At 41.2% G+C, this 26,181-nt stretch carries 24 protein-coding genes; 12 read left to right on the plus strand and 12 right to left on the minus strand.

Annotated elements, in window-relative coordinates; all coding sequences use genetic code 11:
- The first annotated feature begins 5 nt into the window (after positions 1 to 5).
- The 9 genes from N3A72_07300 (at position 6) to N3A72_07340 (ending at position 8,673) form a co-directional block, all read left to right on the plus strand.
- Positions 6 to 239: a zinc ribbon domain-containing protein gene (locus tag N3A72_07300; protein MCX7919401.1), complete on the plus strand. Its 234-nt coding sequence runs from the start codon at positions 6 to 8 to the stop codon at positions 237 to 239.
- Between the two features lie 86 nt (positions 240 to 325).
- Positions 326 to 565, plus strand: a complete 240-nt coding sequence (locus N3A72_07305; protein ID MCX7919402.1) for a hypothetical protein — start codon at positions 326 to 328, stop codon at positions 563 to 565.
- A gap of 12 nt (positions 566 to 577) precedes the next feature.
- On the plus strand, positions 578 to 1,900 hold the full coding sequence (locus N3A72_07310) for a hypothetical protein (protein MCX7919403.1): 1,323 nt from the start codon (positions 578 to 580) through the stop codon (positions 1,898 to 1,900).
- A gap of 93 nt (positions 1,901 to 1,993) precedes the next feature.
- Entirely contained in the window at positions 1,994 to 2,809 is an 816-nt protein-coding gene (gene amrB / locus N3A72_07315) for an AmmeMemoRadiSam system protein B (protein ID MCX7919404.1), read from the plus strand.
- 105 nt (positions 2,810 to 2,914) lie between these two features.
- Positions 2,915 to 3,778 carry a hypothetical protein gene (locus N3A72_07320; protein ID MCX7919405.1) on the plus strand — a complete coding sequence of 288 codons (864 nt, stop codon included), beginning with the start codon at positions 2,915 to 2,917 and terminating at the stop codon, positions 3,776 to 3,778.
- A gap of 73 nt (positions 3,779 to 3,851) precedes the next feature.
- The gene (locus N3A72_07325; GenBank protein ID MCX7919406.1) at positions 3,852 to 4,793 is read left to right on the plus strand and encodes an SDR family oxidoreductase; all 942 of its coding nucleotides are present in this window, start codon (positions 3,852 to 3,854) and stop codon (positions 4,791 to 4,793) included.
- A 179-nt stretch (positions 4,794 to 4,972) separates the two neighbouring features.
- Positions 4,973 to 6,262, plus strand: a complete 1,290-nt coding sequence (locus N3A72_07330; protein ID MCX7919407.1) for a UDP-glucose/GDP-mannose dehydrogenase family protein — start codon at positions 4,973 to 4,975, stop codon at positions 6,260 to 6,262.
- A 95-nt stretch (positions 6,263 to 6,357) separates the two neighbouring features.
- Positions 6,358 to 7,404, plus strand: coding sequence for a selenide, water dikinase SelD (gene selD / locus N3A72_07335; protein ID MCX7919408.1), 1,047 nt, complete (start codon positions 6,358 to 6,360; stop codon positions 7,402 to 7,404).
- A gap of 147 nt (positions 7,405 to 7,551) precedes the next feature.
- Complete coding sequence (locus N3A72_07340) at positions 7,552 to 8,673, plus strand: glycoside hydrolase (protein ID MCX7919409.1); 1,122 nt, start codon at positions 7,552 to 7,554, stop codon at positions 8,671 to 8,673.
- 260 nt (positions 8,674 to 8,933) lie between these two features.
- Here the strand turns inward: N3A72_07340 and N3A72_07345 are convergent, their stop codons facing one another.
- The 6 genes from N3A72_07345 to N3A72_07370 all read right to left on the minus strand — a co-directional run bounded on the left by N3A72_07345 (position 8,934) and on the right by N3A72_07370 (position 15,943).
- Positions 8,934 to 9,941 carry an NAD(P)H-dependent glycerol-3-phosphate dehydrogenase gene (locus N3A72_07345; protein MCX7919410.1) on the minus strand — a complete coding sequence of 336 codons (1,008 nt, stop codon included), beginning with the start codon at positions 9,939 to 9,941 and terminating at the stop codon, positions 8,934 to 8,936.
- A 295-nt stretch (positions 9,942 to 10,236) separates the two neighbouring features.
- The gene (locus tag N3A72_07350) at positions 10,237 to 11,175 is read right to left on the minus strand and encodes a DUF362 domain-containing protein (GenBank protein ID MCX7919411.1); all 939 of its coding nucleotides are present in this window, start codon (positions 11,173 to 11,175) and stop codon (positions 10,237 to 10,239) included.
- Complete coding sequence (locus N3A72_07355) at positions 11,162 to 12,037, minus strand: hypothetical protein (GenBank protein MCX7919412.1); 876 nt, start codon at positions 12,035 to 12,037, stop codon at positions 11,162 to 11,164. Before N3A72_07355 ends, N3A72_07350 begins: the two co-directional genes overlap by 14 nt.
- A gap of 242 nt (positions 12,038 to 12,279) precedes the next feature.
- On the minus strand, positions 12,280 to 13,380 hold the full coding sequence (locus N3A72_07360) for an undecaprenyl/decaprenyl-phosphate alpha-N-acetylglucosaminyl 1-phosphate transferase (protein ID MCX7919413.1): 1,101 nt from the start codon (positions 13,378 to 13,380) through the stop codon (positions 12,280 to 12,282).
- A 74-nt stretch (positions 13,381 to 13,454) separates the two neighbouring features.
- The gene (gene argC, locus N3A72_07365) at positions 13,455 to 14,486 is read right to left on the minus strand and encodes an N-acetyl-gamma-glutamyl-phosphate reductase (protein ID MCX7919414.1); all 1,032 of its coding nucleotides are present in this window, start codon (positions 14,484 to 14,486) and stop codon (positions 13,455 to 13,457) included.
- Between the two features lie 374 nt (positions 14,487 to 14,860).
- On the minus strand, positions 14,861 to 15,943 hold the full coding sequence (locus N3A72_07370; GenBank protein MCX7919415.1) for a DUF2961 domain-containing protein: 1,083 nt from the start codon (positions 15,941 to 15,943) through the stop codon (positions 14,861 to 14,863).
- 161 nt (positions 15,944 to 16,104) lie between these two features.
- On the opposite strand from N3A72_07370, the gene N3A72_07375 reads away from it, so the two are divergent.
- The 3 genes from N3A72_07375 to N3A72_07385 all read left to right on the plus strand — a co-directional run bounded on the left by N3A72_07375 (position 16,105) and on the right by N3A72_07385 (position 20,009).
- Entirely contained in the window at positions 16,105 to 17,262 is a 1,158-nt protein-coding gene (locus N3A72_07375; GenBank protein MCX7919416.1) for a hypothetical protein, read from the plus strand.
- A gap of 125 nt (positions 17,263 to 17,387) precedes the next feature.
- Positions 17,388 to 18,440, plus strand: a complete 1,053-nt coding sequence (locus tag N3A72_07380; GenBank protein MCX7919417.1) for a GDSL-type esterase/lipase family protein — start codon at positions 17,388 to 17,390, stop codon at positions 18,438 to 18,440.
- A gap of 96 nt (positions 18,441 to 18,536) precedes the next feature.
- Positions 18,537 to 20,009 (plus strand): hypothetical protein, encoded by a 1,473-nt coding sequence (locus tag N3A72_07385; GenBank protein ID MCX7919418.1) that lies wholly within the window; start codon positions 18,537 to 18,539, stop codon positions 20,007 to 20,009.
- A gap of 82 nt (positions 20,010 to 20,091) precedes the next feature.
- Here the strand turns inward: N3A72_07385 and N3A72_07390 are convergent, their stop codons facing one another.
- The 6 genes from N3A72_07390 to N3A72_07415 form a co-directional block, all read right to left on the minus strand.
- Positions 20,092 to 22,323 carry a LamG domain-containing protein gene (locus tag N3A72_07390; protein ID MCX7919419.1) on the minus strand — a complete coding sequence of 744 codons (2,232 nt, stop codon included), beginning with the start codon at positions 22,321 to 22,323 and terminating at the stop codon, positions 20,092 to 20,094.
- Positions 22,324 to 22,362: 39 nt separating this feature from the next.
- Positions 22,363 to 22,935, minus strand: coding sequence for a GTP cyclohydrolase I FolE (folE, locus tag N3A72_07395; protein ID MCX7919420.1), 573 nt, complete (start codon positions 22,933 to 22,935; stop codon positions 22,363 to 22,365).
- Positions 22,916 to 23,449: a 2-amino-4-hydroxy-6-hydroxymethyldihydropteridine diphosphokinase gene (folK, locus tag N3A72_07400; GenBank protein MCX7919421.1), complete on the minus strand. Its 534-nt coding sequence runs from the start codon at positions 23,447 to 23,449 to the stop codon at positions 22,916 to 22,918. The genes folE and folK overlap by 20 nt, the downstream gene beginning before the upstream one ends.
- Positions 23,450 to 23,458: 9 nt before the next feature.
- Positions 23,459 to 23,812: a dihydroneopterin aldolase gene (gene folB / locus N3A72_07405; GenBank protein ID MCX7919422.1), complete on the minus strand. Its 354-nt coding sequence runs from the start codon at positions 23,810 to 23,812 to the stop codon at positions 23,459 to 23,461.
- Positions 23,813 to 23,913: 101 nt separating this feature from the next.
- Positions 23,914 to 24,645: an SDR family oxidoreductase gene (locus tag N3A72_07410; protein ID MCX7919423.1), complete on the minus strand. Its 732-nt coding sequence runs from the start codon at positions 24,643 to 24,645 to the stop codon at positions 23,914 to 23,916.
- A gap of 108 nt (positions 24,646 to 24,753) precedes the next feature.
- The gene (locus N3A72_07415; GenBank protein MCX7919424.1) at positions 24,754 to 25,959 is read right to left on the minus strand and encodes an NAD(P)/FAD-dependent oxidoreductase; all 1,206 of its coding nucleotides are present in this window, start codon (positions 25,957 to 25,959) and stop codon (positions 24,754 to 24,756) included.
- Between the last annotated feature and the right edge of the window lie 222 nt (positions 25,960 to 26,181).

The following is a 26,181-nucleotide window of genomic DNA, read 5'->3' on the forward strand; positions in this document are numbered from 1 at the left end:
TCATTATGCCAATTTATGAATTTCAATGTTTAAAATGCCATAAAATATTTGAACGGCTGATTTTATCTAAACACGATATAACTGAAGTTGTCTGCCCGAAATGTAAGAGTAACCAGACTCGCCGGCTACTATCTCGATTTGGGTTAGGCGGAAATTCGTCAGGAGAAAGCAAGGCGTCGGGAAGTAGTAGTGCTTCTTGTTCGACCTGTTCTGGAGGGGATTGTAGTTCTTGTAAATAACTTGACTCATTCGTTGATTTAAGATTAAACGATCATAATCCTCAACTAAAGGTGAACTAAAAAGGTCAAAGCAAGGAGATAATGATATGATTTTTCAGGTAATTATTGCAATAATCATTTTTCTCATAGGATTTTATTGCGGGAAAATCTGGGTAACTAAACTTGCTGGGAAAACCATTTCGTTTTCGTTACGGAGTGCATTAACCGTAATTTTTTTAATTTTAGTCGCTATCATAATAATTGGTAGCATAATTTTTTCATACCGGCCGCAGGCAGGCGAAGAACCAATTTCTACGCCTGAACAGGTCGCTCCGCCAGTAAAATAAATTACAATCGATATGGAACCAAACCAAAACAAAAAGGATACCTTGAATCAAAATAATCTTGCTGAACCGCAATCCGCTGCGGAACCACTGGTTCGGTTTCGATTGCTACCGTTTTTTCAAGAGGTTCGACTCACCAGCCCGAATTTCGTTTTCGGATTAACCCTTATTTTTATTGCCCTGCTCTGGATAATCCTTTTCATCGCTCCCTTTACTAACCTCCAAATGATGACGCAGATGTTTGCGGCTTATGCCAGTGGGATGATAGTAACTTTTGTTCTGACTTTTTTCATGACGCTTCTTGCCGGCATATTAAATTCAAAATACTCGCCCCGAGTCGTAGATGTTTTGTTCTCGCAGTGGACGATTGGATATATGTTTTTATTCATTGTAAGCATAATTTATGCCCTGTTGAATATTAAAGGAAACGTTTCTGAATGGCATCTCCGTTTCGGATTTGGTTTACTTTCAACCTGTTTATTCCTCTTAATACCCTATATTGTTTTCGTTAAAGAATATCTAAAACCGGCACAATATTTAGATAAAATTAAACGATATGCTATGTTAAAAATCCAGCATATGTCCGCGGAAACCGAATCATTACCGGAGGAAATTAACCAAATAGATTATCTAGTGGTCAGCAGCCAGCGAGTAGATGATTATGATACTTTTGAAAAGGGATTGGAAAGTCTAGCGAATCTAATTGACTATTTACCGAATGAACAAACGAAACAGCATCTTATTCAGCGGTTTGAATCCATTGCCCGGTCGTTTATTACGAAACCGCATGCGCCGGTTATCGTTATCGGATATTTAGAAAAACTCGGGTTGAATGCAATCCAGTCATCTCGGTATGCTATCGTTCAACAGATCAATGAAGCGTTGATTAACATCGGCGAAGATGCAACGAAGATACATGGTACTTTTGTGGTGAATAGGATTATTGCGATTTTCAACCGTTTTGGCAAAGAAATCTGTTATAAAAAAGATTGGACTACGGTCACCAAACAGCTATTCCGCAATCTCGGTAATCTTGGCGACCAGTGTTTGAAACGGAAATTACCCGCCAGTTGTGAAGCGATTGCAAAAAGTCTTGGCGAACTTGGCGAACTTGTCGGAAAATCATCTGATTTTGAAGATTTAACCTATGAAGTGGTAAATTTACTTAAATCGTTATCACATACCGCAAAATTAGCGGATTATGATGAAGTACGAAAAGCGATTGTTCTATCGTTAGGGAATATCGGCAAAGTTACGACCACACAGCCGGGATTAAAAGAATTAACGAGTTATATTATTTCTGCTTGGGAACAAAGTTCTGAAGGATTGGAAATGTAGATGAAAAGAAGCAAGAAGTGAGATGTCAGAAGTTAGAAATTCATTTTGTTCTATCTTACATGTTACATCTAACATCTTGCATCTGCTTGATTAATGTTGATACGACAACCGAGTGTTAGTGGTCATTTATATCCCGCAGACCCTGAGAAGTTAAAAGACCTGATTCAATCATTTCTACCCAAGAAAAAAGGGGCACAGGAACCAGTATTAGGTATTATTGTTCCGCATTCGGGATATAACTTTTGTGGAAACATTCTTGCCGCGACATATCAGCGGGTTGTTCTGCCGGAAACTATCATTATTTTAGGGCCAAACCATAGCCAACAGGGAGACCCGATGGCATTATTTGCTCGCGGGCTCTGGCAAACTCCACTTGGTGAGGTTGAAGTTGATACAAAACTAGCGCTGGAAATAAAACTGCATTCAAAAGATTTATTAGATGAACCGGAAGCGCATGAATCTGAACACGCGATCGAAGTCCAGCTGCCGATGTTACAATATTTCGCACAAAAAAAATTTAAGATTGTTCCGATTACAATAGCAACGTATAAAGATGCTACGATTGGATTCGAGTTGGGGTTTGCGATTGCCCGCGCGATCAATACACTGAACAAACAAGTTACAATCATTGCGACTACCGATTTAACTCAAGACGAATCGCAGGAAATGGCAAATCGGAAAGACCAACGGATTATCAATGCGATTCTGCGTCTCGAACCGCAGGGGGTCGTTACCACGATCCGACGGTATGGTGCAAAAGTTTGCGGAAGTGCTGCGGTGGTAGCAATGTTAACCGCAGTTAAAGAACTTGGCGCATCCCAAGCGGAATTAGTGCAATATGGTACTTCAGGCGATGCTACCGGTGACTATTCAAAAGTCTGGGGATTCGCTGGAATTTTAATTAAATGAACGAAATCGGTGGTCTGAAGTTTACCTCACGATCAGACTGGATTAGACTGAGCAATTGCCGATTTTTCTGGTTTGGTTTTATTTTCATAAGGAGGAACTACGGAAATGAAGACTATCAAAGTTAAAGCGCCGGTGAGAATTGATTTTGCCGGCGGTTGGACAGATGTTCCGCCATATTGCGAAGAAGTCGGTGGAACTGTGGTTAACGCTACTATCGATAAATATGTTGAGGGAACCTTTATTATTGATGAACAAGACCGAATTAGTGTTCAATATCAGAGTGATATTCCGATATCTTCAGGGTTAGGAACCTCAGCAACCATGAATGTTGTCTGGTTGAAATTAGTCAAGAGTCAGGTTGAAAATTTTGCTATTGCAGAAAAATCGTTCTGGTTAGAGAAATTGCTCGGTATCGCGGGCGGTCGGCAAGACCAATATGCGTCAGCAATCGGTGGAATAAATTATATGATGTTTAATATGGATCAGACAACCGTTTTCCCGATTCAGGTTTCGCCTTCGTTTATTCAAGAAATGGAAGATAATATGGTACTCTGTTATACCGGAAAAGCGCGATTATCCAGCAATATTATCACGGTGGTTATGAAAAATTTCAAAGAAGGTAACCGCGAAACAGTTACCGGTTTAACCCAAATCCGAACCGCAGCGCAATTGATGAAATCTGCATTAGAACAAGGAAACCTAAAAAAAGTAGCGGAACTGATTAATCAGAATTGGGATGGGCAGAAGAAACTCTCACCGGAAGTCTCAACTGAACAGATGGAATTATTATTCCGGTTAGCGTTTGCGCATGGCGCGATTGCTGGAAAAGCTTGCGGTGCAGGTGGCGGTGGTAGTCTCTTATTTATCGGCGATAAACAGAAAATTTCCGCTGCATTACAGGCGCACTGTCAAATTATTCCGTTCCATTTTGATTTCAACGGACTGCAGATTCAAATCCAAGAAAAATAAAATAAAGGATAACGTACTCAGGATAACGTATGACCATTAGAACCTCATACGTAGTTCTTAGTACGAATATATAATGCCTAGAACCGTTGTTACCGGCGGTGCCGGATTTATTGGGTCACATCTTTGTGACCGTTTAATTAAAGAAGGACATGAAGTTATCGCTATAGATAACTTGATTACCGGAAACACTGATAATATTGCGCATTTACACAATCTACCGTTCAAGTTTATCAAACAAGATGTTACAGAATATATTTATATTGAAGGGAAAATAGATTATGTACTCCATTTTGCCTCACCAGCGAGCCCCATTGATTATCTTGAATATCCCATTCAGACGCTCAAAGTCGGGTCGCTAGGAACCCATAAAGCGCTCGGATTAGCGAAAGCGAAACAAGCGGTTTTTTTACTCGCATCAACCTCGGAATGTTACGGTGACCCCTTAGTTCATCCGCAGCCCGAAAGTTATTGGGGTAATGTTAACCCCATTGGACCTCGAGGTGTGTATGATGAAGCGAAACGGTTTGCCGAAGCAATGACAATGGCGTACCACCGGGTTCATAAGATGAAAACGCATATCGTTCGAATATTTAACACATACGGTCCACGTATGCGGATTCATGATGGTCGAGTTGTTCCGAATTTCATTTATCAAGCATTACATGGTCAACCGCTGACAGTCTATGGCGATGGCAGCCAGACGCGCAGTTTCTGTTATATTTCGGATTTAATTGAAGGGATATATCGTCTCTTACAAACTGATTATGCTGAACCGGTTAATCTGGGAAACCCGAACGAAATGTCAATACTTGCGTTTGCGCAGAAAATCAATGCATTAATGGGCAATAAATGTTCTATCGAATTTAAGCCATTGCCCGTCGATGACCCGAAACAACGGAAGCCAGATATTTCCTTAGCGAAGAAGTTGCTCGGTTGGGAACCGAAAGTTTCATTAGATGAAGGATTGAGACTCACTATCCAATGGTTTCAAGATAAAAGCCGTTCAAATAGGTAAGGATTCGACTTTCCGCAATGCCTTATCCATATCGCAATTGCTCCTGAAAAATAATAAACTTGGTTCAATAGACTGTTTTTATTTATAATATTTGAATAAATCTAATAGATTAGATGAACTGGATGGTTCACCTACAATAATCAAGTTCTATATCTTATAGGTATAGGAGGGCATCTCGAATGAAAGTATGTGTTATAGGAACTGGATATGTTGGATTGACAACCGGTGCAGTGTTTGCTGATTTAGGAAACGAAGTGGTTTGTGTCGATAATATTAAAGAGAAAATTGATATGTTGAATAAAGGGATTATGCCAATTTACGAACCTGGTCTCGAAGAAATGGTACATCGGAATAAAAAAGATGGTCGGTTGATTTTTACGACGGATATAGCGTTTGGGGTTAAACGGTCAGAAGTGATTTTTATCGCAGTAGGTACGCCGCCAAAACCTAATGGCGAAACCGATTTATCTCAGGTGGAAGCAGCAGCGATTAAGATAGCACAAAATCTTGATTCCTATAAAGTTATCGTTAATAAAAGCACGGTTCCGATTGGAACTGGTGATTTTGTTCGGCAGATCATTGAGGCTAACCGAAAAAAGAATGTTGATTTCGATGTGGTTTCAAACCCTGAATTTCTCAAAGAAGGTTCCGCAATTAATGATACGCTCAATCCTGACCGAATTGTTATTGGCGCACCGAGCCAGAATGTTGCGATGAAACTATTAGAACTCTATGCGCCGCTAGAACGGCCTATGCTGATTACCGACGTTTATTCAGCGGAAATGATTAAATATGCCAGCAACGCATTTCTAGCAACAAAAATCTCGTTTATTAATGCGATTGCGAACATCTGCGAAAAAGCGGGTGCGGATGTAACTGATGTGATTAAAGGAGTTGGTGCAGATTCACGTATCGGTCATGCGTTTCTTCAAGCTGGACTTGGTTATGGCGGTTCCTGTTTTCCAAAAGATGTCGAGTCGTTAATCCATACTTCCAGCAAGTTCGGGGAAGAGTTTAAGTTGCTCAAATCTGTTGTTGAAATAAATAAAATGCGGGTTCCTCGGTTTATCCAGCGGATGAAAAAAGAGTTGAAATCAATGAAAGGAAAAACTATTGCTATTCTTGGCCTTGCGTTTAAACCAAATACTGACGATTTGCGCGAAGCAAAATCGTTAGAAGTTATCCGTCTGTTACTCGATGAAGGAGCGAAAATTCAGGCGTATGATCCGATAGCAATTGAAAACTGTAAAAAAATCTTTCCAAAACTAAAATATTGTAATAATGCGTATGATGCAGCGAAAAACGCTGATGCTTTAGTTATCGTTACCGAATGGAATGAATTTAAATTCTTGGCGCTCGACCGGTTGAAAGAAGTTATGAAACAACCGATTATCTTCGATGGACGGAACTTGCTTGACCCGAAGCGAGTGCGCGCTACCGGATTCAAGTACTTCGGAGTAGGACGATAATCATAAATATTTATTTTCGAAATGCGAATGTCGAAACAAAAAAGACAAACTGCAATAACAACAATCAGATTTACTATCACAATGCAATAAAATGTATGGGCAAGAAGATTCGATTAACCCAGTATGCCAGTTGTTCCGGCTGAGCAGCGAAAGCGAGCCAGAAGGCACTCGCGCAAGTTCTGCGCGAGCTTCCGAAAATAACCCATTCGAATCTGCTCCTTGGTATCGATGTACCGGACGATGCTGGGGTATTCCGATTGAATCCATCGACTACTATCGTTCAAACCGTAGATTTCTTTACTCCGATAGTTGACGACCCCTATGATTTCGGACAGATAGCCGCAGCAAATTCTGTTAGCGATATTTACGCTATGGGCGGAACGCCGGTTACCGCATTAAACGTAGTTTGTTTTCCAACTGTAACACTGGGAACCAAAGTTCTCGCGGCGATACTTCGTGGTGGACTTGATAAACTTAACGAAGCGGGAGTAGTTATTGTCGGCGGACATACGGTAGAAGATGCGGAACCGAAATATGGAATGGCGGTAACGGGAATAGTTGACCCGAAAAGAGTTGTTACTATTGCAGGCGCAAAACCGGGTGACCAACTGATTCTAACTAAACCGCTAGGGATAGGCACGATAACGACTGCGCTGAAATTCGGGAAAGCGAATAAACAAGCGGTAGCGGAAGCGGTTGCTGTGATGAAACAACTCAATAAAACGGCGGCGCAGGTTATGACCCGACTCGGAGTTAATGCAGCAACCGATATAACCGGATTCGGATTGCTCGGTCATGCGTATGAAATGGCTGAGTTAAGTAAAGTCAGTTTGGCTATCAATGCCTTGCGGGTTCCTATTCTAACCCCAGCAATTCCGCTAGCGAAAAAAGGGGTCTTTTCCGGCAGCGCATCGAAAACACTTAATTTCTTACAAGGAAAACTTGGGATTAGTCCTGAGATACCGCAGTATCTCATCAACTTACTTGCAGACGCCCAAACTTCCGGCGGACTCCTGATTTCTGTTCCGAAGAAGAAATCGCAGAAACTTTTATCCGCATTGCACAAGGCGGGAATACAAGAAGCAGTTACCATCGGAGAAGTTATTCCTTCTAGCAAAAATAAAATAATAATATTCAGCTAATTTTACATCATTCATTACGAGATATGATATACTAGTCACTTTTTAGAGTTTAGATAAGGAGATGAAAATAACGTGTTCGGCAAAAATGTATTGATATTCATACTATGTTGTGCAATTTATTCTGTATCCAATGGAGGCACGTCGGTTATGACACCGCAACAGCAATCACCAGGAAAAATCGTTCTTGAACTCCCGCCAACGTCTGGTAATCCGAGGAATAGTGAAGGAGCGTTCATCACGTTACGGGATAATCGGATTCTATTTATATACAGTCATTTTACTGGGACGAGTAGTGCTGACCATGCTAGTTGTAGTTTAGCTCGATGTTATTCTACGGATAGCGGCGAAACCTGGTCAAAGCCGGAAATATTTTTAACGGCAGATGAAGAAAAGGCAATGAATATCATGAGCGTTAGCTTACTGCGGATGCAGAACGGAGATATTGGTTTATTTTACCTTATTCGAAAAGGATGGAATGATATGCGGTTATATCTTCGTCGATCTTCGGATGAAGGGCTAACGTGGAGTAATCCGATTTGTTGTATTCCATCTTCAGGATATTTTGTTGTCAATAATGACCGGGTTATCCGATTACATTCTGGGAGACTGATTATTCCAGCGAATCTATTTCGGATGAAATATACCCCAGCGACAAGTTGGCAATCTCTTGACCATCGGGGAATCGCGATATTTTTTATCTCTGACGATGATGGTAAAACCTGGTATGAATCTGATAATTATCAGGTATTAACCGACGGCCCAACCCAATCCGGACTCCAAGAAACCGGAATTATAGAATTACAGGACGGTACGTTATGGGCATGGGCGCGAACTGATTTAGGCAGACAATATCAGATGTTCTCGTATAACCATGGATTAACCTGGACAAAACCGGTCCCATCAATGTTCTGGTCACCCCTATCGCCCTTATCAATGAAACGCGAACCGAATTCAGGTATTATCATAGCGGTCTGGAACCCCTATCCGATAGTTCATACCGGAAACTGGCCAGGACGAACCCCAGTCCGTGGTACCGATAGAAATCCATTAGTCCTTTCATTCAGTAAAGATGATGGGAAAACTTGGAGTGATTATTTTATTTTAGAACAAGAAGAAAAATCTGGATATTGTTACACCGCTATGCATTTCACCGCGGATTCTCTGCTTCTAGCATATTGCGCTGGAAATATTGACCAGGATCGCGGTATTCTAAATCGGTTACGTATTCGGAAGATACCGTTCAAAGAACTATTTACCCCACCGCAATAATTCAGTCCATCCAAACCATCATAAATACTATAGCATTCCATGCGGATAAGAAATACCTCTTCTGCGCCAATCACTTCTCTAGAAGCAAATCTTAGAGTAGGTTAACCAAAAATTGTTTCTGGAGAGACTACGAACGAGATAATATCTCGTTCGTAGTCTCTCCCAATTGGGTCGAGGGATATTTCGGAAAGAAATCGGGTAGAAATAAGAGTCAAGAAGCAAAGAAAAAACAATGTTGTAATAATTTTAAAGGAATAACATTAGATATGTTCGAGCTCGGGTTTCGCATCCCGCATCATTAAATCGCTGACCGCTTGAATGGGTGGTTTATTCTGGTAGATAACGTGGTAAATTTGTTCGGTTATTGGCATTTCGATATTAAGTTCTTGCATAAGTTTATATGCCGCTTGAGTGGTTCTGACTCCTTCAACGACCATACCGATTTCATTTAACGCCTGCTGAACCGATTCTTTTTTCGCAATTTTTTCGCCGAATGCTCGATTCCTTGAATGTCGACTGGTGCAAGTGACAACTAAATCTCCTAGACCGGTTAGCCCTGAGAAAGTCGATGGATTTGCACCAAGTTTGACGCCAAGCCGACTAATTTCCGCTAATCCACGGGTGATTAACGCTGCTTTCGTATTATCACCAAATCCGAGTCCGTCAGATATCCCTGCGCCGATAGCAATGATATTTTTCAGTGCACCGCCTATTTCAACACCAGTTAAGTCCGGATTGGTATATACCCGGAACCGTGGAGTGAACATCAGGCTCTGGACATATTCCATAGTGCTTTTATCAAATCCGGAAACGACCACCGTAGTTGGAATATCACGACTGACTTCTTCCGCATGGGATGGACCGGAGAGAACCGTTATTCGGGTATGATATTTCTCCGGGAGAACCTGCGTGATAACTTCCGACATCCGTAGATGCGTTTCCGCTTCAAGTCCTTTAGCGCAATTAACTATTGCTATCTGGTTAGAAATATAGGGGACTAACTGCTGGCAGACCGAGCGAATGGTATGTGATGGTAACGCTAGGAGAATCGCTTGCGAACCTTTCACTGCTTCCGTAAGTTCGTTGGTTATCCGAACCGAGTTCGGAATTTTTATCCCCGGTAGGAACCGATAGTGTTCCCGATGCTGTACCAAATTCGTAAACGCATTCGGGTCGAATTCCCAGAGCGAAACTTGTTCTCCTTTATTCGCTAATAACCGGGCGAGGGTAATCCCCCAACTCCCAGCACCTAAAACCGCAATAGACATACAATCATTCACCGCAGCGTTCGCTGAGAAAAAATATTTATTTTCTGCGGTCTCAGCGCGCGCTCAGCAGTGAATTATAATACCATAAAAAAGGGCAGAATATAAATTCTGCCCTTTCATGAGCGAACCATAGGTAAGGTTATTCATCCTATCAACCAAAACTAAGTTAAGGAGGATAGGTCCGCCTTGGCTTAAGGGTTAAATCTTACCTGTGAAATCGCCCAAATGTTAAACGGAAGAACGGAGTTACCTTAGAACTGAAGAACTAATACAGTATGGTAGTTTCGTTCTTTCGTTAGACTTTTAGAATATTGATTTTTTTCAAATCCGATTCGCCGAGCCCGAATTCAGTTGCGATTCTCAAATGCTCGAATTCGGTCGGTTGTCTGCCGAATAGCGTGGTGGCATATGCATCCGCCGCTATCATATCCACGCTAGCGATAATCGTTTCTGTTAATTTAACATCAGCTGGATTTCCGCCTTGTGGTCCGTGGTTAGTGAGTATCCGATATGCATCGATAACTGTTAAATTCGGTTTCCGGACCGTATTCAGTTCCGCTATTTTCCGGTCGTAATTAGCATGGATTTCGCCACGGTTCCCGCCAATAACCCCCATAATATTTTTCATTCCGAGCGTTAATCCTGCTAACCCATGATGTTTCGCTATGGGAACATTGATATAAACATCTGCATCCAGGAAATCCTGGTAGAACAGCCAGGATTTAACCAAATCTCCACGCGGAACGTTCACTGATTTATACTTTCGGTTATCCATAAAATAGATGTTTCCACCGGCGGATTTAACCGCTGCTTCGATTCCAGAATTACTATAACATCGGCGTGGATCATTGCAGGTGTTATCGAAAACCTGGACTTCTTTCGCGCCGGCTGATAAACAGAGTTCAACTAGCGTTTTCACTACATCTGGATTAGTATTAGCGGCTTGTTCCGGACGTCGGTCCCAGCCAATATTCGGTTTCACCAGAACAATATCACCTTTTTTAACGAATTTTGCTATTCCACCAATTGCTGCTAACGCACGTCTAGTTAACGCCGCCGGCTCACCTTTCTGCGCTACTGCGATGATAGATTTTGCAGGAGAAGGAGTAGTTGCTGGAGATTGCCCCGCCTTGGCAGCGGTGAAAACGATGTTCGGGATACTTCCGACACCAGCAACTACTCCGGCGAAAAGAGCACCCTGTTTAATAAACTCACGGCGACTAACTTTTTTCATTTCGGTTTGACTTATCTTCTTCCCCAGATTTAACCCGTTTATATATCTCGTCAGCTAACTTTACTTCATTATCTTTTTGGAAGTTCAAGAATAGGATGATATAATTATCGAACAACCCAAATCGAATCGGGTCAGTCTCCTTTTGAGTTAAGAACGCTTGTCTAACTTCATCTTGATTCTGATATTCGACGATAATCACTTTTCCAATAATCTTGTTGAATTCATATTCTGCATAAACCGCATTTGTTTTCTCGGTCAGTTTCAAATCAATGTATTTATTTACCTCTGGACAAACATTATTCAAAATCAATTTCTCATGGAAATAAACTATACTGCTTGGAATCAATCCTTGTTTAGGAAGTATTTTAACTAATCTCGGCTCCGAAGAAGTACTACTCGTCAGAAATTTTGCGATTTGTTTTCCAACTCTAATTAAATCAGTGGTCGATATTTTACTATCTAACCCTGCCGATATTCGAACATAATATTGCGCAACCCAGAAATCTAATAATCCCGGCGCGATAATCCCTTCGTTTCCGACATCGACGAATTCGTTACTTCCAAATCGGTTGAAACTATAAATTCCGAATGCATCATCGGGAGTGCTCATATCATAAATATCAACCGAAATAGTTTCTCTTTTGTTCTGTTCGAATTCATAAACCGTAACATCTTTCACGGCATAGGTATAATAGATTTCTGCAGCGCCGTTAATATGGTCGGTTAGTTTCTCTCGCGAATATACGACAGGTTTTTTCGTCTTAATCCAGCTCTGGAGCTTGATTTCAGCTGGTATCCCCGCAAAAGCGGATATAGTGATTATCAAGAACAATAGAGATAACAACCCAACCTTAAATTTCATGATACGATTAACTACCACCTCGGTTTGCTTTTATATTAATAAGGGGCTATAAAAAATCTAATTGGTTTCAGCAATTTTGGATTTTGGAGAGATAAATTAAGTATAAACAGTATACCACTCGAAGGTAGGGTTTGTCAAAAGAAAACGGAATAATTTATAACTCTAATAATATCAATGGTTCTTATATGAAACCGAAGAATGGATTAATCCCTTTGCTGGTTAGTCATCCCGTTTCTTTGTTATCAAGTTTTAGGATTGTTTTTTCTCCCTGCGGTTTCTAAAAAAACGATGATAATAAATATCGCGATCGCTTGTATGAGAATAAGAAGAGATTCGAACCAATTCAGACGGCGGAGCAACATCGCGCTGAATCCGATACATATCGTAACTAAATAAATCGTTAACACTGCTTGCCACTGAGTCATTCCAAGCGCAACGAGCCGATGTGAGAAATGGTTCTTATCCGCTTGATAGATGGGCAAATGCCGTTTCAGCCGGATTATCACTACTGATATCGTATCGAAAATCGGAACGCTTAAAACTAACAGCGGCATTATCACCGGTAAAATCGTCTGAGCTTCGGAAGAATAATAACTGCTTAAAACCGTTAACGTCGCTAATGCAAATCCGATAAACATACTTCCTGCATCGCCCATAAAGATTTTTGATGGATAGAAATTATACGGTAGAAATCCGGCAATCGCTCCACATAAGGTTAATAAAATAACGGCAATAAAATAATGGTCAAATTGGATTGAAAATAAAGCGAAAATAAACGCGGAAATAGCTGCGACTCCTGCCGATAATCCATCCATATTATCCAGCAGATTGAACGCATTGGTTATTCCCGTTAACCATAATATTGTCAATATTCCAGCGAAATAAACGTTCGGAATGAACAACTCGATGCGAACGCCGAATAGCACGACAATCAATCCAGCAATAATCTGCCCAATGAGCTTCTGCATCGCTGATAACCGTTTCATGTCATCAATCAATCCAAGAATGAAAATAACCAAACTGCCGAGAAATATTCCGAACAATTTATGAAGAACCGATTTGATGTTTGATAGATATTGGGTAACATCTTGGGTCAGGAAATGAAGTGATTGAGTGGATGGAGTTAATGCAATAATTAGTCCGATTCCGATAACGAGATTGAATGCAAGAAAAATTGCTACTCCTCCAAGGTAAGGTTTTACTTCCGTATGGATTTTCCGTTCCGTATCCGGATAGTCAACAATATCAAGCTTAAATGCTAACCGTCGAACTAGTGGAGTGAAAGTAACCGATAGCAAAAAAGCTGTGATAAATACTATACCATAGATAAAAAACCAATTCATAACTTTTTACCGCACGTACGCTCAACCTGCAGAGATATATTGATTCTCACCATCGAACTCTCCATTCTCTGCGGTTAAAGTAGTCCGGTGGTTTCTTTCAATCCGAACATAATGTTCATATTCTGAACCGCTTGTCCACCAGCGCCTTTTATGGTGTTATCTATTGCAGAGAAAATCAATATACTTCCGGTTCGTTGGTCTATTCCTAATCCAATATCACAGAAATTGGTATTAACCACATTAACTACTTGCGGGAATTCGCCTTGCGGGTATATGCGGATAAACGGTTTTCCCTTATAAAATTCAGTGTATAATGATACAATGCTATCAAGCTTAATCTTCTTTTTCGGTTTAACAAATATCGTACTCAGAATTCCTTTATCAATTGGGATAACGTGCGGAATGAAAGTTATTTTTACCGTCTGCTTGGAAATATTCGTTAATTCTTGTTCGATTTCAGGAGTATGCTGGTGGATAGCAACTTTATAAGGTCGAATATTACCGTATAAATCAAGGAACATATTAAATCCGGGCTTATACGTTCTCCCAGCGCCAGATATTCCGGAATATGCGGAGATATAGATTTGATTCGGTTGCACGAGATGATTCGCTACAACCGGCGCTAATCCTAAAATAATACTAGTCGCATAACAACCGGGATTAGCGATTAGTCGCGCTTTTTTAATCCGGGATGCATTGAGTTCCGGCAGTCCGTAAACGGATTGTTTCAACAAATTCGGTTCTTCATGAGTATATTGATACCATTGCTTATATTCGCTTGGTTCTTTTAATCGAAAATCACTCCCAATATCAATAATTTTAAGTCTATTGGATTGACGCAACAGGTCAGCGCCATATTTCATTGAACCACCAGCTGACCGGCAAATGAACACCACGTCTGATTGTGTCGCAATCGCAATCTTATCATATTCTTGCAACGGCAGCGAAACCAAACCTCGGAGAATAGGATGAACTTGGTCAACTGTTTTCCCAGTACTGCTACTTGATTCCAAATAGGTTAATGTAACTTCCGGATGATGGAGCAGAATTTTAATCAATTCACCCGCAGTATAACTGGCTGCACCGATGATACTTGCTTTAATCATGTTGATAAACCTCTTAGAAAAGCTAGAATAATAACGGATATAATATCATAACAAATCATTGGATTTCTATTCTCTTTTTTAAAAACAATAGAAAAAATTTGCGTTTGATATTTTAATTTTATAAGAAAACCAGTAAGATTGTATAAAAGATGTAAGTAGGGAACGTTTCCTGCGTAAGTTGGCTATTTTGTGTGTCCAGAATATGGAGGCGTGGCAGCATTAGGAAATTTGGTATTTGAGCAACTGGTTATGCCGGTTCGTGAATAACCCCAAGTTTGGACTTAGAAACGACAGTGTTGATATACATCCTGTGGTTTTAACCTTGAATTAAGAAAAGAAAAACGCCTATTCTAAAATTTGGGTTAATCGTTAAGTTAATACGGTAGTTCTTTTCGGTTTTTCCCGCCAGGCCAGTTTTCCAATCCACCAAACGCATAGGGAAGCCGGTCTTCAAACCGTCCGATTTCCGGTAACGGTTTCGTTCTCCCGATTTGATACCAATATGCGGTACTTGTCCAATCCCCTTGTCGGTCGTTCGCATGACCGTGTTCGATAGAAACTAGTAGTGACCGTTCAAAATATATTGGGTCTTCTATATGGAACCGATATTGAGAATGTTTGCCAGTATAATCCGCGTTTCCTTTAAAGTGGTATCCGAAATAAGGAGTACAATACGGCTGATGTAATCCATGGTAATTCCACGCACCACAAAAATAATCTTCAGTTCCAGTTCCATGTAGGTCTGGTGGCCATTTTTTACCGTCGATGAAAATCATATCGTCTCCTTCACCCCACCAGCCGGGTTCATTGGTATCAATATGTAAACAACAGCCGACATAATGCCCTTTTCCTTGCGTATCGAGAATAACATAATTATTTTTTCCAGTTGTATTTAAACGTTCGAGGTTCCCGCGAGCATTTTTCCCAATTTTTTCCGACTTCTTAACCACGAGTTGCCGACGCCAATGCGCATGGAATCGCGCAAGGTCTTCCGGCACGTCATCCCATTCCTGATAATCAATATAGAAATAGAGGAAACTATCTTTATCAGCATCATTCGTTACGGTTATTTTCGCGCTCGTCGCATACGGCATCGGAAACCAGCAATTTAATCCCAGATAAAACGCTTGCAACGGGAGTGATTGGAAATACGTCGCTTTCCCATGACCGAGTCCGAAAAAATCACCGAGCGGCGATAACACTGATGGCGTTTTTTCTCCATCCCAAAACATCCGAAGTACTAACCCACGAAGATTATTATCCGCTTCTTTAGTCGTCATCCAAATATGACGAATACATCCTGGCCCATTCATTTCTCCAAGCACCACTGTTTTCCCAGCGGGAATAATCCAGTTATCCGCATTTCCACCGGTTACATCATACGACGACCAGCGCCGTGACCGTATTCCGGTTTTTAATTTCGCTAAACTTGATAATGAAGTTAATCCAAAATCCATAAATAAATCCTTTCAATTCCAACGATATTTGCTAATTCCATCAATTGAGTAATATTGTATCCTATCAAAATCATATTGAGCAACTTCTATAAATTTTGAGATATAATATATTGATTTTTCGATATTTAATTTTATATCTTATATTAGTCTTTATTTAAATTATGTTAAAAATTGATTTTGCGGAACATAACGCTGAAGTGAAAAAAGTTTGGGAAGCTTACCGCGCACGAAAACCGATTCGGGTCCCGATGATTCTTGGTACGAACACCCGATATTATATTTTTAACCGTGAAATTAATCCGGATAAAATGATAACTTTCCAGCGGTATATTGAGAATCCGGACGTTATGTTCGAGGCGCAATTACAGTTTCAATACTGGTCTCGCCATAATCTGATTCAAGACGCTGAACTTGGGCTCCCTTCAGACTCCTGGAAAATTTTTGTTGATTTCCAGAATTTTTATGAAGCGGCTTGGTTTGGTGCAGAAATACATTATTATGACGACCAAGTGCCGGATACGCTCCCGATCCTGAACGACGATAATAAACGTATGCTGTTTGACCGCGGAATACCCAATCCCTTCACAGGCGGGATAATGAAAAAAATTACTGAATATTGGGAGTATTTCAATGAAAAATGCAAAACCTACCGATTCCATGGTATTCCAGTTGAAAACTTAGCACCAAGCGGTGCACTCGGAACTGACGGCATTCTTACCGTAGCAACTAACCTGCGCGGGTCAGGATTGTATCTCGATTTCTACGATGACCCGGAATATGCAAAACAACTGCTCGATTTTGTTACCACAGCGATTATCGAACGGATTCGTGCGTGGCGGAAACGACTTGGGTATCCTGAACGAACACCAGGATTCGGGTACGCTGATGATTCGATTCAACTTATTTCAACCGAGTTGTTTGAAGAGTTTGTTCTCCCCTGCCATAAACGGTTGATTGATGAACTCTCTGAAGGGAAAGGACCGAACTCATGCCATCTATGCGGTGATGTGATGCGGCATCTGCCGATTATGAAGGAGAAACTAAATGTAACCATGTTCGATGTCGGTTTCCCGATAGATTTCGGTTGGATTAGAAAAACTTTAGGCCCGGATGTTGAGATATCTGGCGGTCCACGAATCGATTTACTCTTACAAGAAACGCCGGAAACCGTTGAACAGGAAACCAAACGCATCCTTGAATCCGGTATAATGGACGGGGGTCGGTTTATCCTACGCGAAGGAAATAATCTTGCTCCATTCACTCCGATAGAAAATATTCAAGCAATGTATTCCGCTTGTAAAAAATACGGACGATACTAAATTTTCCCTGTGGTTACTATGATAAACGAGTAAAGTATACTCTATGTATTTATGATAGAGATTTTTTTTGTACCATACATCTGGGCCATGATGACTTAACAGACCAAAATTTAAGAGGATAAAGCATGCGAAAATTCACAAAGGTAAATATCATTATTTTTTTCATTGTTTTAAGTTCAATCGTTTATGCGGAAAAATTTATTCCGGCAACAGATTCGCGGTTGCAGTATATCGGCCGGGTTATTTCAGAAAATAGTATCGTTCATTTAACCTGGCCGGGTTCAGAATTGCACGCTCGGTTCACAGGAACCACGCTACAGTTGGTTCTTGCGGAGTCAACCCGAAACTCTCTCTGGGTAAAAATAGATAACCAGGATTGGCAAGCGTTTAATGTTCTATCAGATCAAACGGTTATCAATTTAACGCCGATAAAATTATCTCGTGGTACCCATACGTTTCGGGTGGTTAAAAAAACCGAATCCAGCTGGGGACGATTATCTATTAAAGGAATTCTGCTCGATGATACTGCGAAATTATTGCATCCACCGAAACGGAAGAAATATCGTATCGAGTGTATCGGAGATTCGATTACATCAGGATTTGCTGTGCATGGGAAATGGAGCGCAATCAACGATGACGCTCTAGCAACCTATGGTTTTCAAGCGGCAGAAGCAAGCGGCGCAGAAGTGTGGTTAACTGCACAATCTGGTATTGGTATCATTCGGAACTATAAAGCTACTGCTGAAGTCGGAACCATGCCGCTCCGTTATAGAAATCTCGAATTGTATAATGATGCGGTAAAAGTTGATTTTACTAAATGGCAACCACATATTATCACGATCAATCTCGGTACGAACGATAACTCAGTTTCTGCGGATACTGCTACATTAGAAACGCGGTTTTTTGAATTTTTGACTGAACTGCGAACATTACATCCATCAAGTTGGATTCTCGTCCTACGTCCGTTCCATGGCTATTATGCGGAAAGTGAGAAAAAAGTAGTTGAACAGCGGAAACAAGCTGGAGATAAAAAAATTGCGTTTATTGATACCACTGGCTGGCTTGACCGAAAAACGGATTATACTGACGGCACACATCCCAATCCAATCGGGCATCGGAAAGCAGCCGAGAAACTCATTCCGATTTTGAAATATTACCTTCACCGTAGAGAACACTGAGACCGCAGTGAAAAATCAAAGTAGCTTGACAAGGAGGTTAGATAGTGCTAATCTGAATATTCTAAAAATAATATATTTAAAAGGAGGGAAAGCAGGATGAAAAAGCATTTAATGTATTTCATCATGAGTCTAAGTTTGGTTTTAGTTACTGCAGGATTGGCGTTAACTAACGGAGATTTCGAATCCGGATTAGCTAATTGGATCGATTATTCTACTGGAAGTGGGCAGGCAACAGCAGATTATGGGACTGCGCGTACAGGCGATTTTTGTGCAAAGTTATTCATGGGTGGAATCTCAGGATATGCAGAGATTGCCCAAGCGGAATCGGCAGCGAATATAGGAGAAACCTGGAAAGTTGAAGGATGGTGTTATAAAACTGGCGGGACTTGTTATTTCGGCTGGTATGATGGTCCTCAGATTTCGGTAACATCAGGGTCTTGGACGAAATATACCGATATGATTACTTTTAGTTCTGGAGCAACGAAAGAAGTTGATTTTTATCTCGGTGGAATGATTGGCGCTACTGCGTATTTGGATGATGTCGTAACTTCAAAAGTTATACCCGCGATAAATACGTATGGTTCATTTGATTCCTCAGGTGATTTAGCGTATTGGTTATTTGAAAAATATGGTGACGCTACCACAGCCGGAACGCTTAACTGGGTGGCAAATTACAATGGGCAAACAGGGGTAGCGCAGATGAGCCAGAACGCCGGTGAAAAAGCTAAAATCACGCAGGTATTCTCGGTTCCGAGCACGGGCTGGTATACTGCTTCAGCTAAAGTCGCTACTGATATTTCCGACCCGACGAAACAGCAAAAGGTCTATATATACCTGCAGGAATTATCTGCGAGTACTGCAATTATCGCTGCTGGGAATACCATTATTCAGCCGGGTAAAGGCGGGTTTGGTGGTGCGGGGAACTGGCGGGAGATAAAAATCTCGTTTTATACTAATGCAACGTTTATGGGAGTGCAGGTAGTTGGAATAAATCCTGCGGGTTCTGGAGTGAGTGGAAATTTATATATTGATGATGTTTGGGTTACCCCAGGTGCACCGCAACCAAGCGGAACCGTGAGTTTAGTTAATGCTGAGTTTACGTCTAACATCAATAACTGGCTATTAGAACCCTATGGAGATGCGGGAGGTGCGGGGCCAGGCGCTGGAACGTGGGGTTGGGTAGGTAGTCAGGCTGGACGAAATGGAATTTTAGCCGGAGAACAATCAGCGGGACAAAAAGGGAAATTAACCCAGAATATAGATTTACCGCATGGAACTCATGATGCGCTATGTTCGTTATGGGTGTATAGCGGTGCAACATCAATGAGTGATACCCAGAAAGTGTATCTGTATCTATATAGTCTTAACAGCAGTAATGGAACGACAGTCATTGAAAGCGGAAATGCAATATTGCAACCCGGAAAATGGAACCAAGGGGGTTGGCGAGAGTTGAAGTTCGGGTATGCGCCGTATACAGGGTATAATGCGGTTCAGATAGTCGGGATTAATCCTACTGGAAAACCGACCCAATATATTTATTTTGATAGCGTGTCCATACAGCAAGATTAGAAAACTAAAAGCTAGAAGATAGGGGGACAGAATCGAGGTAATATAATAAAAAGCAAAGTCCGAATTTCGGATTTTGCTTTTTTTATTTTTCTGCGGTAAAACAGGAAAACCTTACCGGCGTTTGATAAGAACTCAGGGTAGTAAACTCCGCCGGTTGTCGAGCGATATCCGAGAACCTGAGTTCATCTATTCTCGCTTGATAATACCGGTTTTGACCTGAAATAGCATCCGCACCGACTCGGAACGTCATCGAGTTTGTTCCCGGTGTTATAAGTGCTACGGTAGTGTCAGCTACCAGATTCGGGATGATGTACCCTAGTTTAGTCCAATATAATTGAATCCGGTTCGTAGTGGTGTTGAGATATTGTACTACTGCAGCGATATGATACCAGGTATCCATTGACCAGACTAGCGGTGCGGTCTGAATCGAATTGGCAGGGGTTCCGGTTTCGAGTCGTATCGCACCATCGTGCATAACGCAAAGCATCCAACTAATTGTTCCAGCACTTCGCAATTCTGCTATCGTTTCATAATCATAGAAAATCCACGGTGAGGTTACCCAAGCTTCAATCGTAAATGTTGACCTTGAAGCGAAGGTATCTGAATTACTCCGGGAGAGATACCGGCTATCTCCGAATCCATCAAAACAATATCTTAAACTCGTTGCTGAAGTTATTCCTTTTAATACCGAGCCGGTAATCGTTCCATGACGATTATTCCCAGAAGAATCATAAGCGGTTGTTCCGGTCATTTCATTACAATGCCAGATGAGAATCGTTGCCGTATCAGCTTGATATTCATTCGCTAAACCAACTTGCATCGCTGGTTTCGGTGGTTTCGGAACGATTCCTACCGGTGTATCATATAGCGTCATACCACTTATTGTTGAATAATAGAGATATCCGCCTTGAAAATTCTGGCGTAATCCACCGGCGTAAGTATATGCGGTACTTGTTGGAAAACCGAGTAGAAACCGGTTAGTACTTTGGATATACGTCTGCAGAAAAGTTGAAGTAACTAGAAACGTTCCGGAAGTGCTCGACATAATCGCACAACGAAGTTGCGTGCCACCAGCGAACGTTTGCGCATAACCATAATCATACCAAAAAACATACGCAGTGCTTCCGATGCTGTTGATTGGCGAACCGAGATTCGGTTGGCCACCGTTTTGAGTGAACCATTGCAATATGCTGGTGTTGATATTCAAGTTCGGATCTCTACCTTCATAAGAGCAAAGCGTACTATAGTAACTCCATGCCGACTTCTTATTCCCACTGCTATCAAGGATTCCATAATACATCCCACCCGCAGGGTTATCTTCCAACTGGAACCAGATTGCTGTCTGCACAAACGGAGTATCGTTGAAGGTTAGATAACTTAAATTAACGTTTGTGGCTTGAACCGTGGTATCGACGTAGGAAGTCGTCCAGCCGACTTCGGTGATAACTATCTTTTTATTGGTGGTAATACCCTCATACGTCGTATATGCGCTATAAACCCAAGCGAGATAATTATGGAGTTGCGCAGCCGTTGTAGTAGTACCTTGGTCAATATAAATATGTTGACCGATTAGGTCAAGTGGATAAGTTCCGGTTAGGGTTTTGTATACCGTCCAATGATTATGATTTATTCCCATAGAATAAACGTTGCGAAGATACGTTGCGCCAGCGTTATCCGCAGAATAAATATCACCAATCGCATGACCGAATAATCCACCGGATAAGATTGTTATATCATTCCATCCTTTAGCAAGTTTAACCGCACTGGATACGCTATATAACATAGCAGCGAAGTTTGAGGGATAAATATAAAACCCACCCCAATAATATCCACCAGCAGAACTATTCGTCCAACAGTTCGGTTCGTTCCATATTTCCCAAATTGCAACTTGGTTCCGATAGGTTGAAATGAGACTGGCTGCGGTTTCGGTATATGCTTGAATGTACGCATTGTTTCCATCACCGCCGGTATGTTCATAGTTATTCGCACACCAATCTGCTTGCGTCCAACTGCCGGGAACGCTCGAATAATCTATCAACCCGATAACCTGAATTCCATACTTTTTCGCGGTTGCAAATACGGTGCTATATTTCGACAGTAATTCAGCATTCCAATTTGCATATCCAGCAAGCCGAAGTTCAACCCGTATCCAGCCTGCTCCAGCGGAAACGAACCGCTGCGCTTTTGTATCATTAAACAAGATATTCGGTGGAACGGAATTATCAATCACCCAGCCGTTATCGCATCCATGCGGACCAGCTGCATAAACCGATACCGTGAATAAAAGTATGAATATTAAGGTATATTTTCTCATGGTAAATAAATTCTATGAGCTCTAGGTTAATTTTTGATTTTAACTCTTGATGAGATGCAGGAATTCATCTCGGGTCGCTGGTGCATTCCGGAACGCACCAAGCATAGATGAGGTTAACATCACCGAATTCTGTTTCTCGACTCCGCGCATCATCATACATAAATGCCGCGCTTCAATCATTACGCCGACCCCGAGGGCATTAATCGAATCTTTAATCATATACGCTATCTGTTCAGTCAACCGTTCTTGTATCTGTAACCGCCGGGCATACATATCAACCAACCGAGCGAGTTTACTCACCCCCAACACCTTTCCCCGAGGAATATAGCCGATATGACATTTGCCATAGAACGGAAGGAGATGATGTTCGCATAAACTATATATTTCGATATCTTTAACAATAATCATACTATCAGATTTCTGCGTAAACATCGCTTGGTTAATCAATTTCTGCGGGTCGCAGTGGTATCCGTGGGTTAAGAATTTATATGCTTCTGCGACCCGTTTTGGCGTTCTTATTAATCCTTCCCGGTCGGGGTCTTCTCCCAATTCAATGAGAATTTGTCGAACTAATTTAGCTATTTTCTCGGTGTCAACTGTTTTCGCGGTCATGCCGTAAAATCTCCTTTCGTAAATTTAATGTATATTCAGTTAATAATTCCATAATATGCCCTGCCATGGGTGCAACGATATCTTTCAGGGCAACATTATATTTTGGAATAGTGAGTTCTGGATTTAACTCATATAACGGAATCGCAATAAACGGGCGGGTTAATATCTGCGGGTCAGGAATCGTCAGAGTCTCCGATTCGATAACCAAATCGTTATAGAGCAGTAAATCGAGGTCAATCGTTCGAGGCGCAAATTTATCGGCGACCCGTTCTCGTCCGAGTTCAGCTTCAATCTGACGGAGCACCTCTTGTTTCAATTCAAATGGCGGTATCTTGGTTTCGATCTCAATAACCAAATTATAATATTTCGGCTGATTCGGTCGGTTAAATGCTTCCGTTAAATAGACATTTGAGATCTGCGTTATCTGAACTTGGATAAGCAGTAAACGAAGCGATTGCAGAATATTTTCTGCAGGATTAATATTCGACCCGATACCGATATACGCTTTCGGCATAAGTATATTCTATTTGCGTTTCCTGATAATTTCAACCCCAACGCTTCGGGCAAACCGTAACGCAGCCGGTTTATCAACTCGCACTTGTACCTGCTGAACGAACGGATGTGCTAAACAGATGTTCGCAATAGATTCTGCTAATGCTTCAATAAGAAAATACTGTGAGGTTTCAACCTGAGCAACGATCTTCTTTTTAATCGCTCTATAATCAACGGTATCTTCAAATCTATCAGTTTTCCCTGCTTTCATCAAATCGGCATAGAGAACAATGTTGATAACCACATCCTGTTTTTCTCGCCGTTCTTCCGGATTAATGCCGATGATACAACGCACCGTTAAATCGCTGATAATAATTCGATCCATACCTAAATTTGCTGAAAAACTGAAGAACGCAAAAACGACAGAATTAATTTCTTTAATACCATTCGGTGTTCTTTCGTTTTTCGGTTCTTCCGTTATAACGTTTATTTTAGTAGATGTCTTCCGCCATCAACATTGATGATTTGCCCGGTGATAAAATCGCTTTTCAGGAGATAGATAACCGCTTCAGCGACATCGGTCGGATTCCCGTATTTTTTTAACGGAACGGTCTTTTTCAATTTATCCAAATAATTATAATCTTTTCCCGGCGGGGGAAGAATCAAACCAGGAGCGACTCCGTTAACCATTATATTCGGAGCAAATTCGAGCGCCATCATCCGAGTTAGAACCGCTAACGCATGTTTACTCACGATATAGGCAGTATGGTTAAAATCATAACTATTGATTCGAGTATCCAAGAGATTGATAATATGTCCTTTTTTAACCTGTTTCGCAAAGGAACGGCTTAACACCAGCGGGACCCAAGCGTTAACGTGGAGATGCTGAACGAAACTCGCATAGTCCACATCCTGGATAGTGTTCGGTAGAAAAATAGATGCACTGTTAATTAAGATATCGAATGAGCCGGTTAATTCGATTGCGCGAGATACCAGTTTCTCATAATCTTGCGGCTTTTCAAAATCTGCTTTCAGCAACCATACGTTCACACTCAGTGCCGTCAATTCTTTTTGCAGTCTTTTCGCTTCTGCTGCTGAATGCCGATAATGGATAACAATGTTTACTCCTTCTCCAGCAAGAGCTATAGCTATCTCGCGCCCGATTCGTTTCCCAGCTCCTGTAACCAGCGCTGTTTTACCAGATAACTTAGTACTCATGACTACTCCGTCAATAAGAACGGATGAAAATTTTCGTCGCTGATTCGTCGATTCGCCACTCCATCTATTTGAATTAGGGTTTACATTTGTGTCGGATATATGTTCATCTCATCGGATTAATCCTACAAGTTTTTCCGGAGTAACCCGTTCCGCTTTACGAATCAACTCGCGCGCTTGCTCGACTTTATCCCAGACATTGCATAGCATTACGCCACGAACAATATTGTCTTGTAAATAATATATTACGCCAGTATGATTGACTTCCTGCCAATCCGCGAAGGTTTCTAATGTTGAATTAATTTCACCGACAGCTTCATATCCGAACTCAAACAAGTCGGAAAAGAAATACGGCATATAATCATACGATTCATTAGCGCCCGCCATGTTCCGCCCGGCATATTTTCCTTGGTTTAATGCATTATCCCAATGCTCAACTCGGAACAGCTGACCAAGCGCTTGATATGGGAATAGCGTATTATCTCCGGCAGCATAAATATCCTGATTTGAAGTTTGCAAATATTCATTAACGAGAATTCCGTTCCCAGTTTTCAATCCTGCAGCAGCGGCTAATCCGGTTTCCGGAATGATACCAATTCCAATGACAATCAAATCGGTTACTATCTGCTTTGCCGATTCGGTTTTTGTTATATATTGATTACCGAGCTTACTGATTGAAATCGGTTTATCTTCATTCAGGATTTTTATCCCATGCTCGAGATAACGACTCTGAATTGCTTTTCCTAACGATTCGGGGAACACACGACTGACCGGATATGCCTCTGGAAATAGCATCGTTACTTCAATTTGATTCATATTCAATGCAGCCGCAAGCTCTGTTCCAATAAACCCGCCACCAATGATTAACACTGACGGTTTTTGACTTATTCTCGTTTTCAATGTTAGATAATCGTCAAGGGTACGAAAATAAATCAATCCATCTAAATTCCCTCCTTCAATAGGCAGCAGGCGCGGATTCCCACCGGTAGCTATCAGCAGTTTCTCATAATGATATTCATTTTGTTTATTATCGAAAACTAGTTTCCGGATTGCATCAACTGCAACTGCTTTCGTGCCGAGCGTAAGTTTCACCCCAGATTCGGTATAAAACTGATGATTATGTAAAAAGATATCCTCAACTTTCTTTTTCCCGAACCAAAGTTTTTTCGATAATGGCGGCCGGTCATACGGTAGCTGATTCTCATCACTTAATAAAAGAATCGACCCGTTCGTATCTCGTTCGCGGATTCCCGCTATTGCAGATACTCCAGCTAATCCACCACCGATAATGATATATTGATAATGCTGAGTTATCATATTATTTATACGTTAACCGCTAAGAAGATGTTTAACCCGTAAAATATTTCTTTTCGCCCTTTGCGAATTATTCTTACCATCTTTGTGCGGTTAAAGTTTTTAGTTTTGGATTTCTAGGTTCCGATTTATTTGCATAAATTATATGCTAAAGAGAAACCCTATTTCAAATTGAATCCGACAATTGAATAGCTTAAAGTCTTCCATTCATTCTCAACGCTTTCT

Source organism: bacterium (genome assembly GCA_026416715.1).
In the GTDB taxonomy this organism is placed as follows: Bacteria; UBP4; UBA4092; order JAOAEQ01; family JAOAEQ01; genus JAOAEQ01.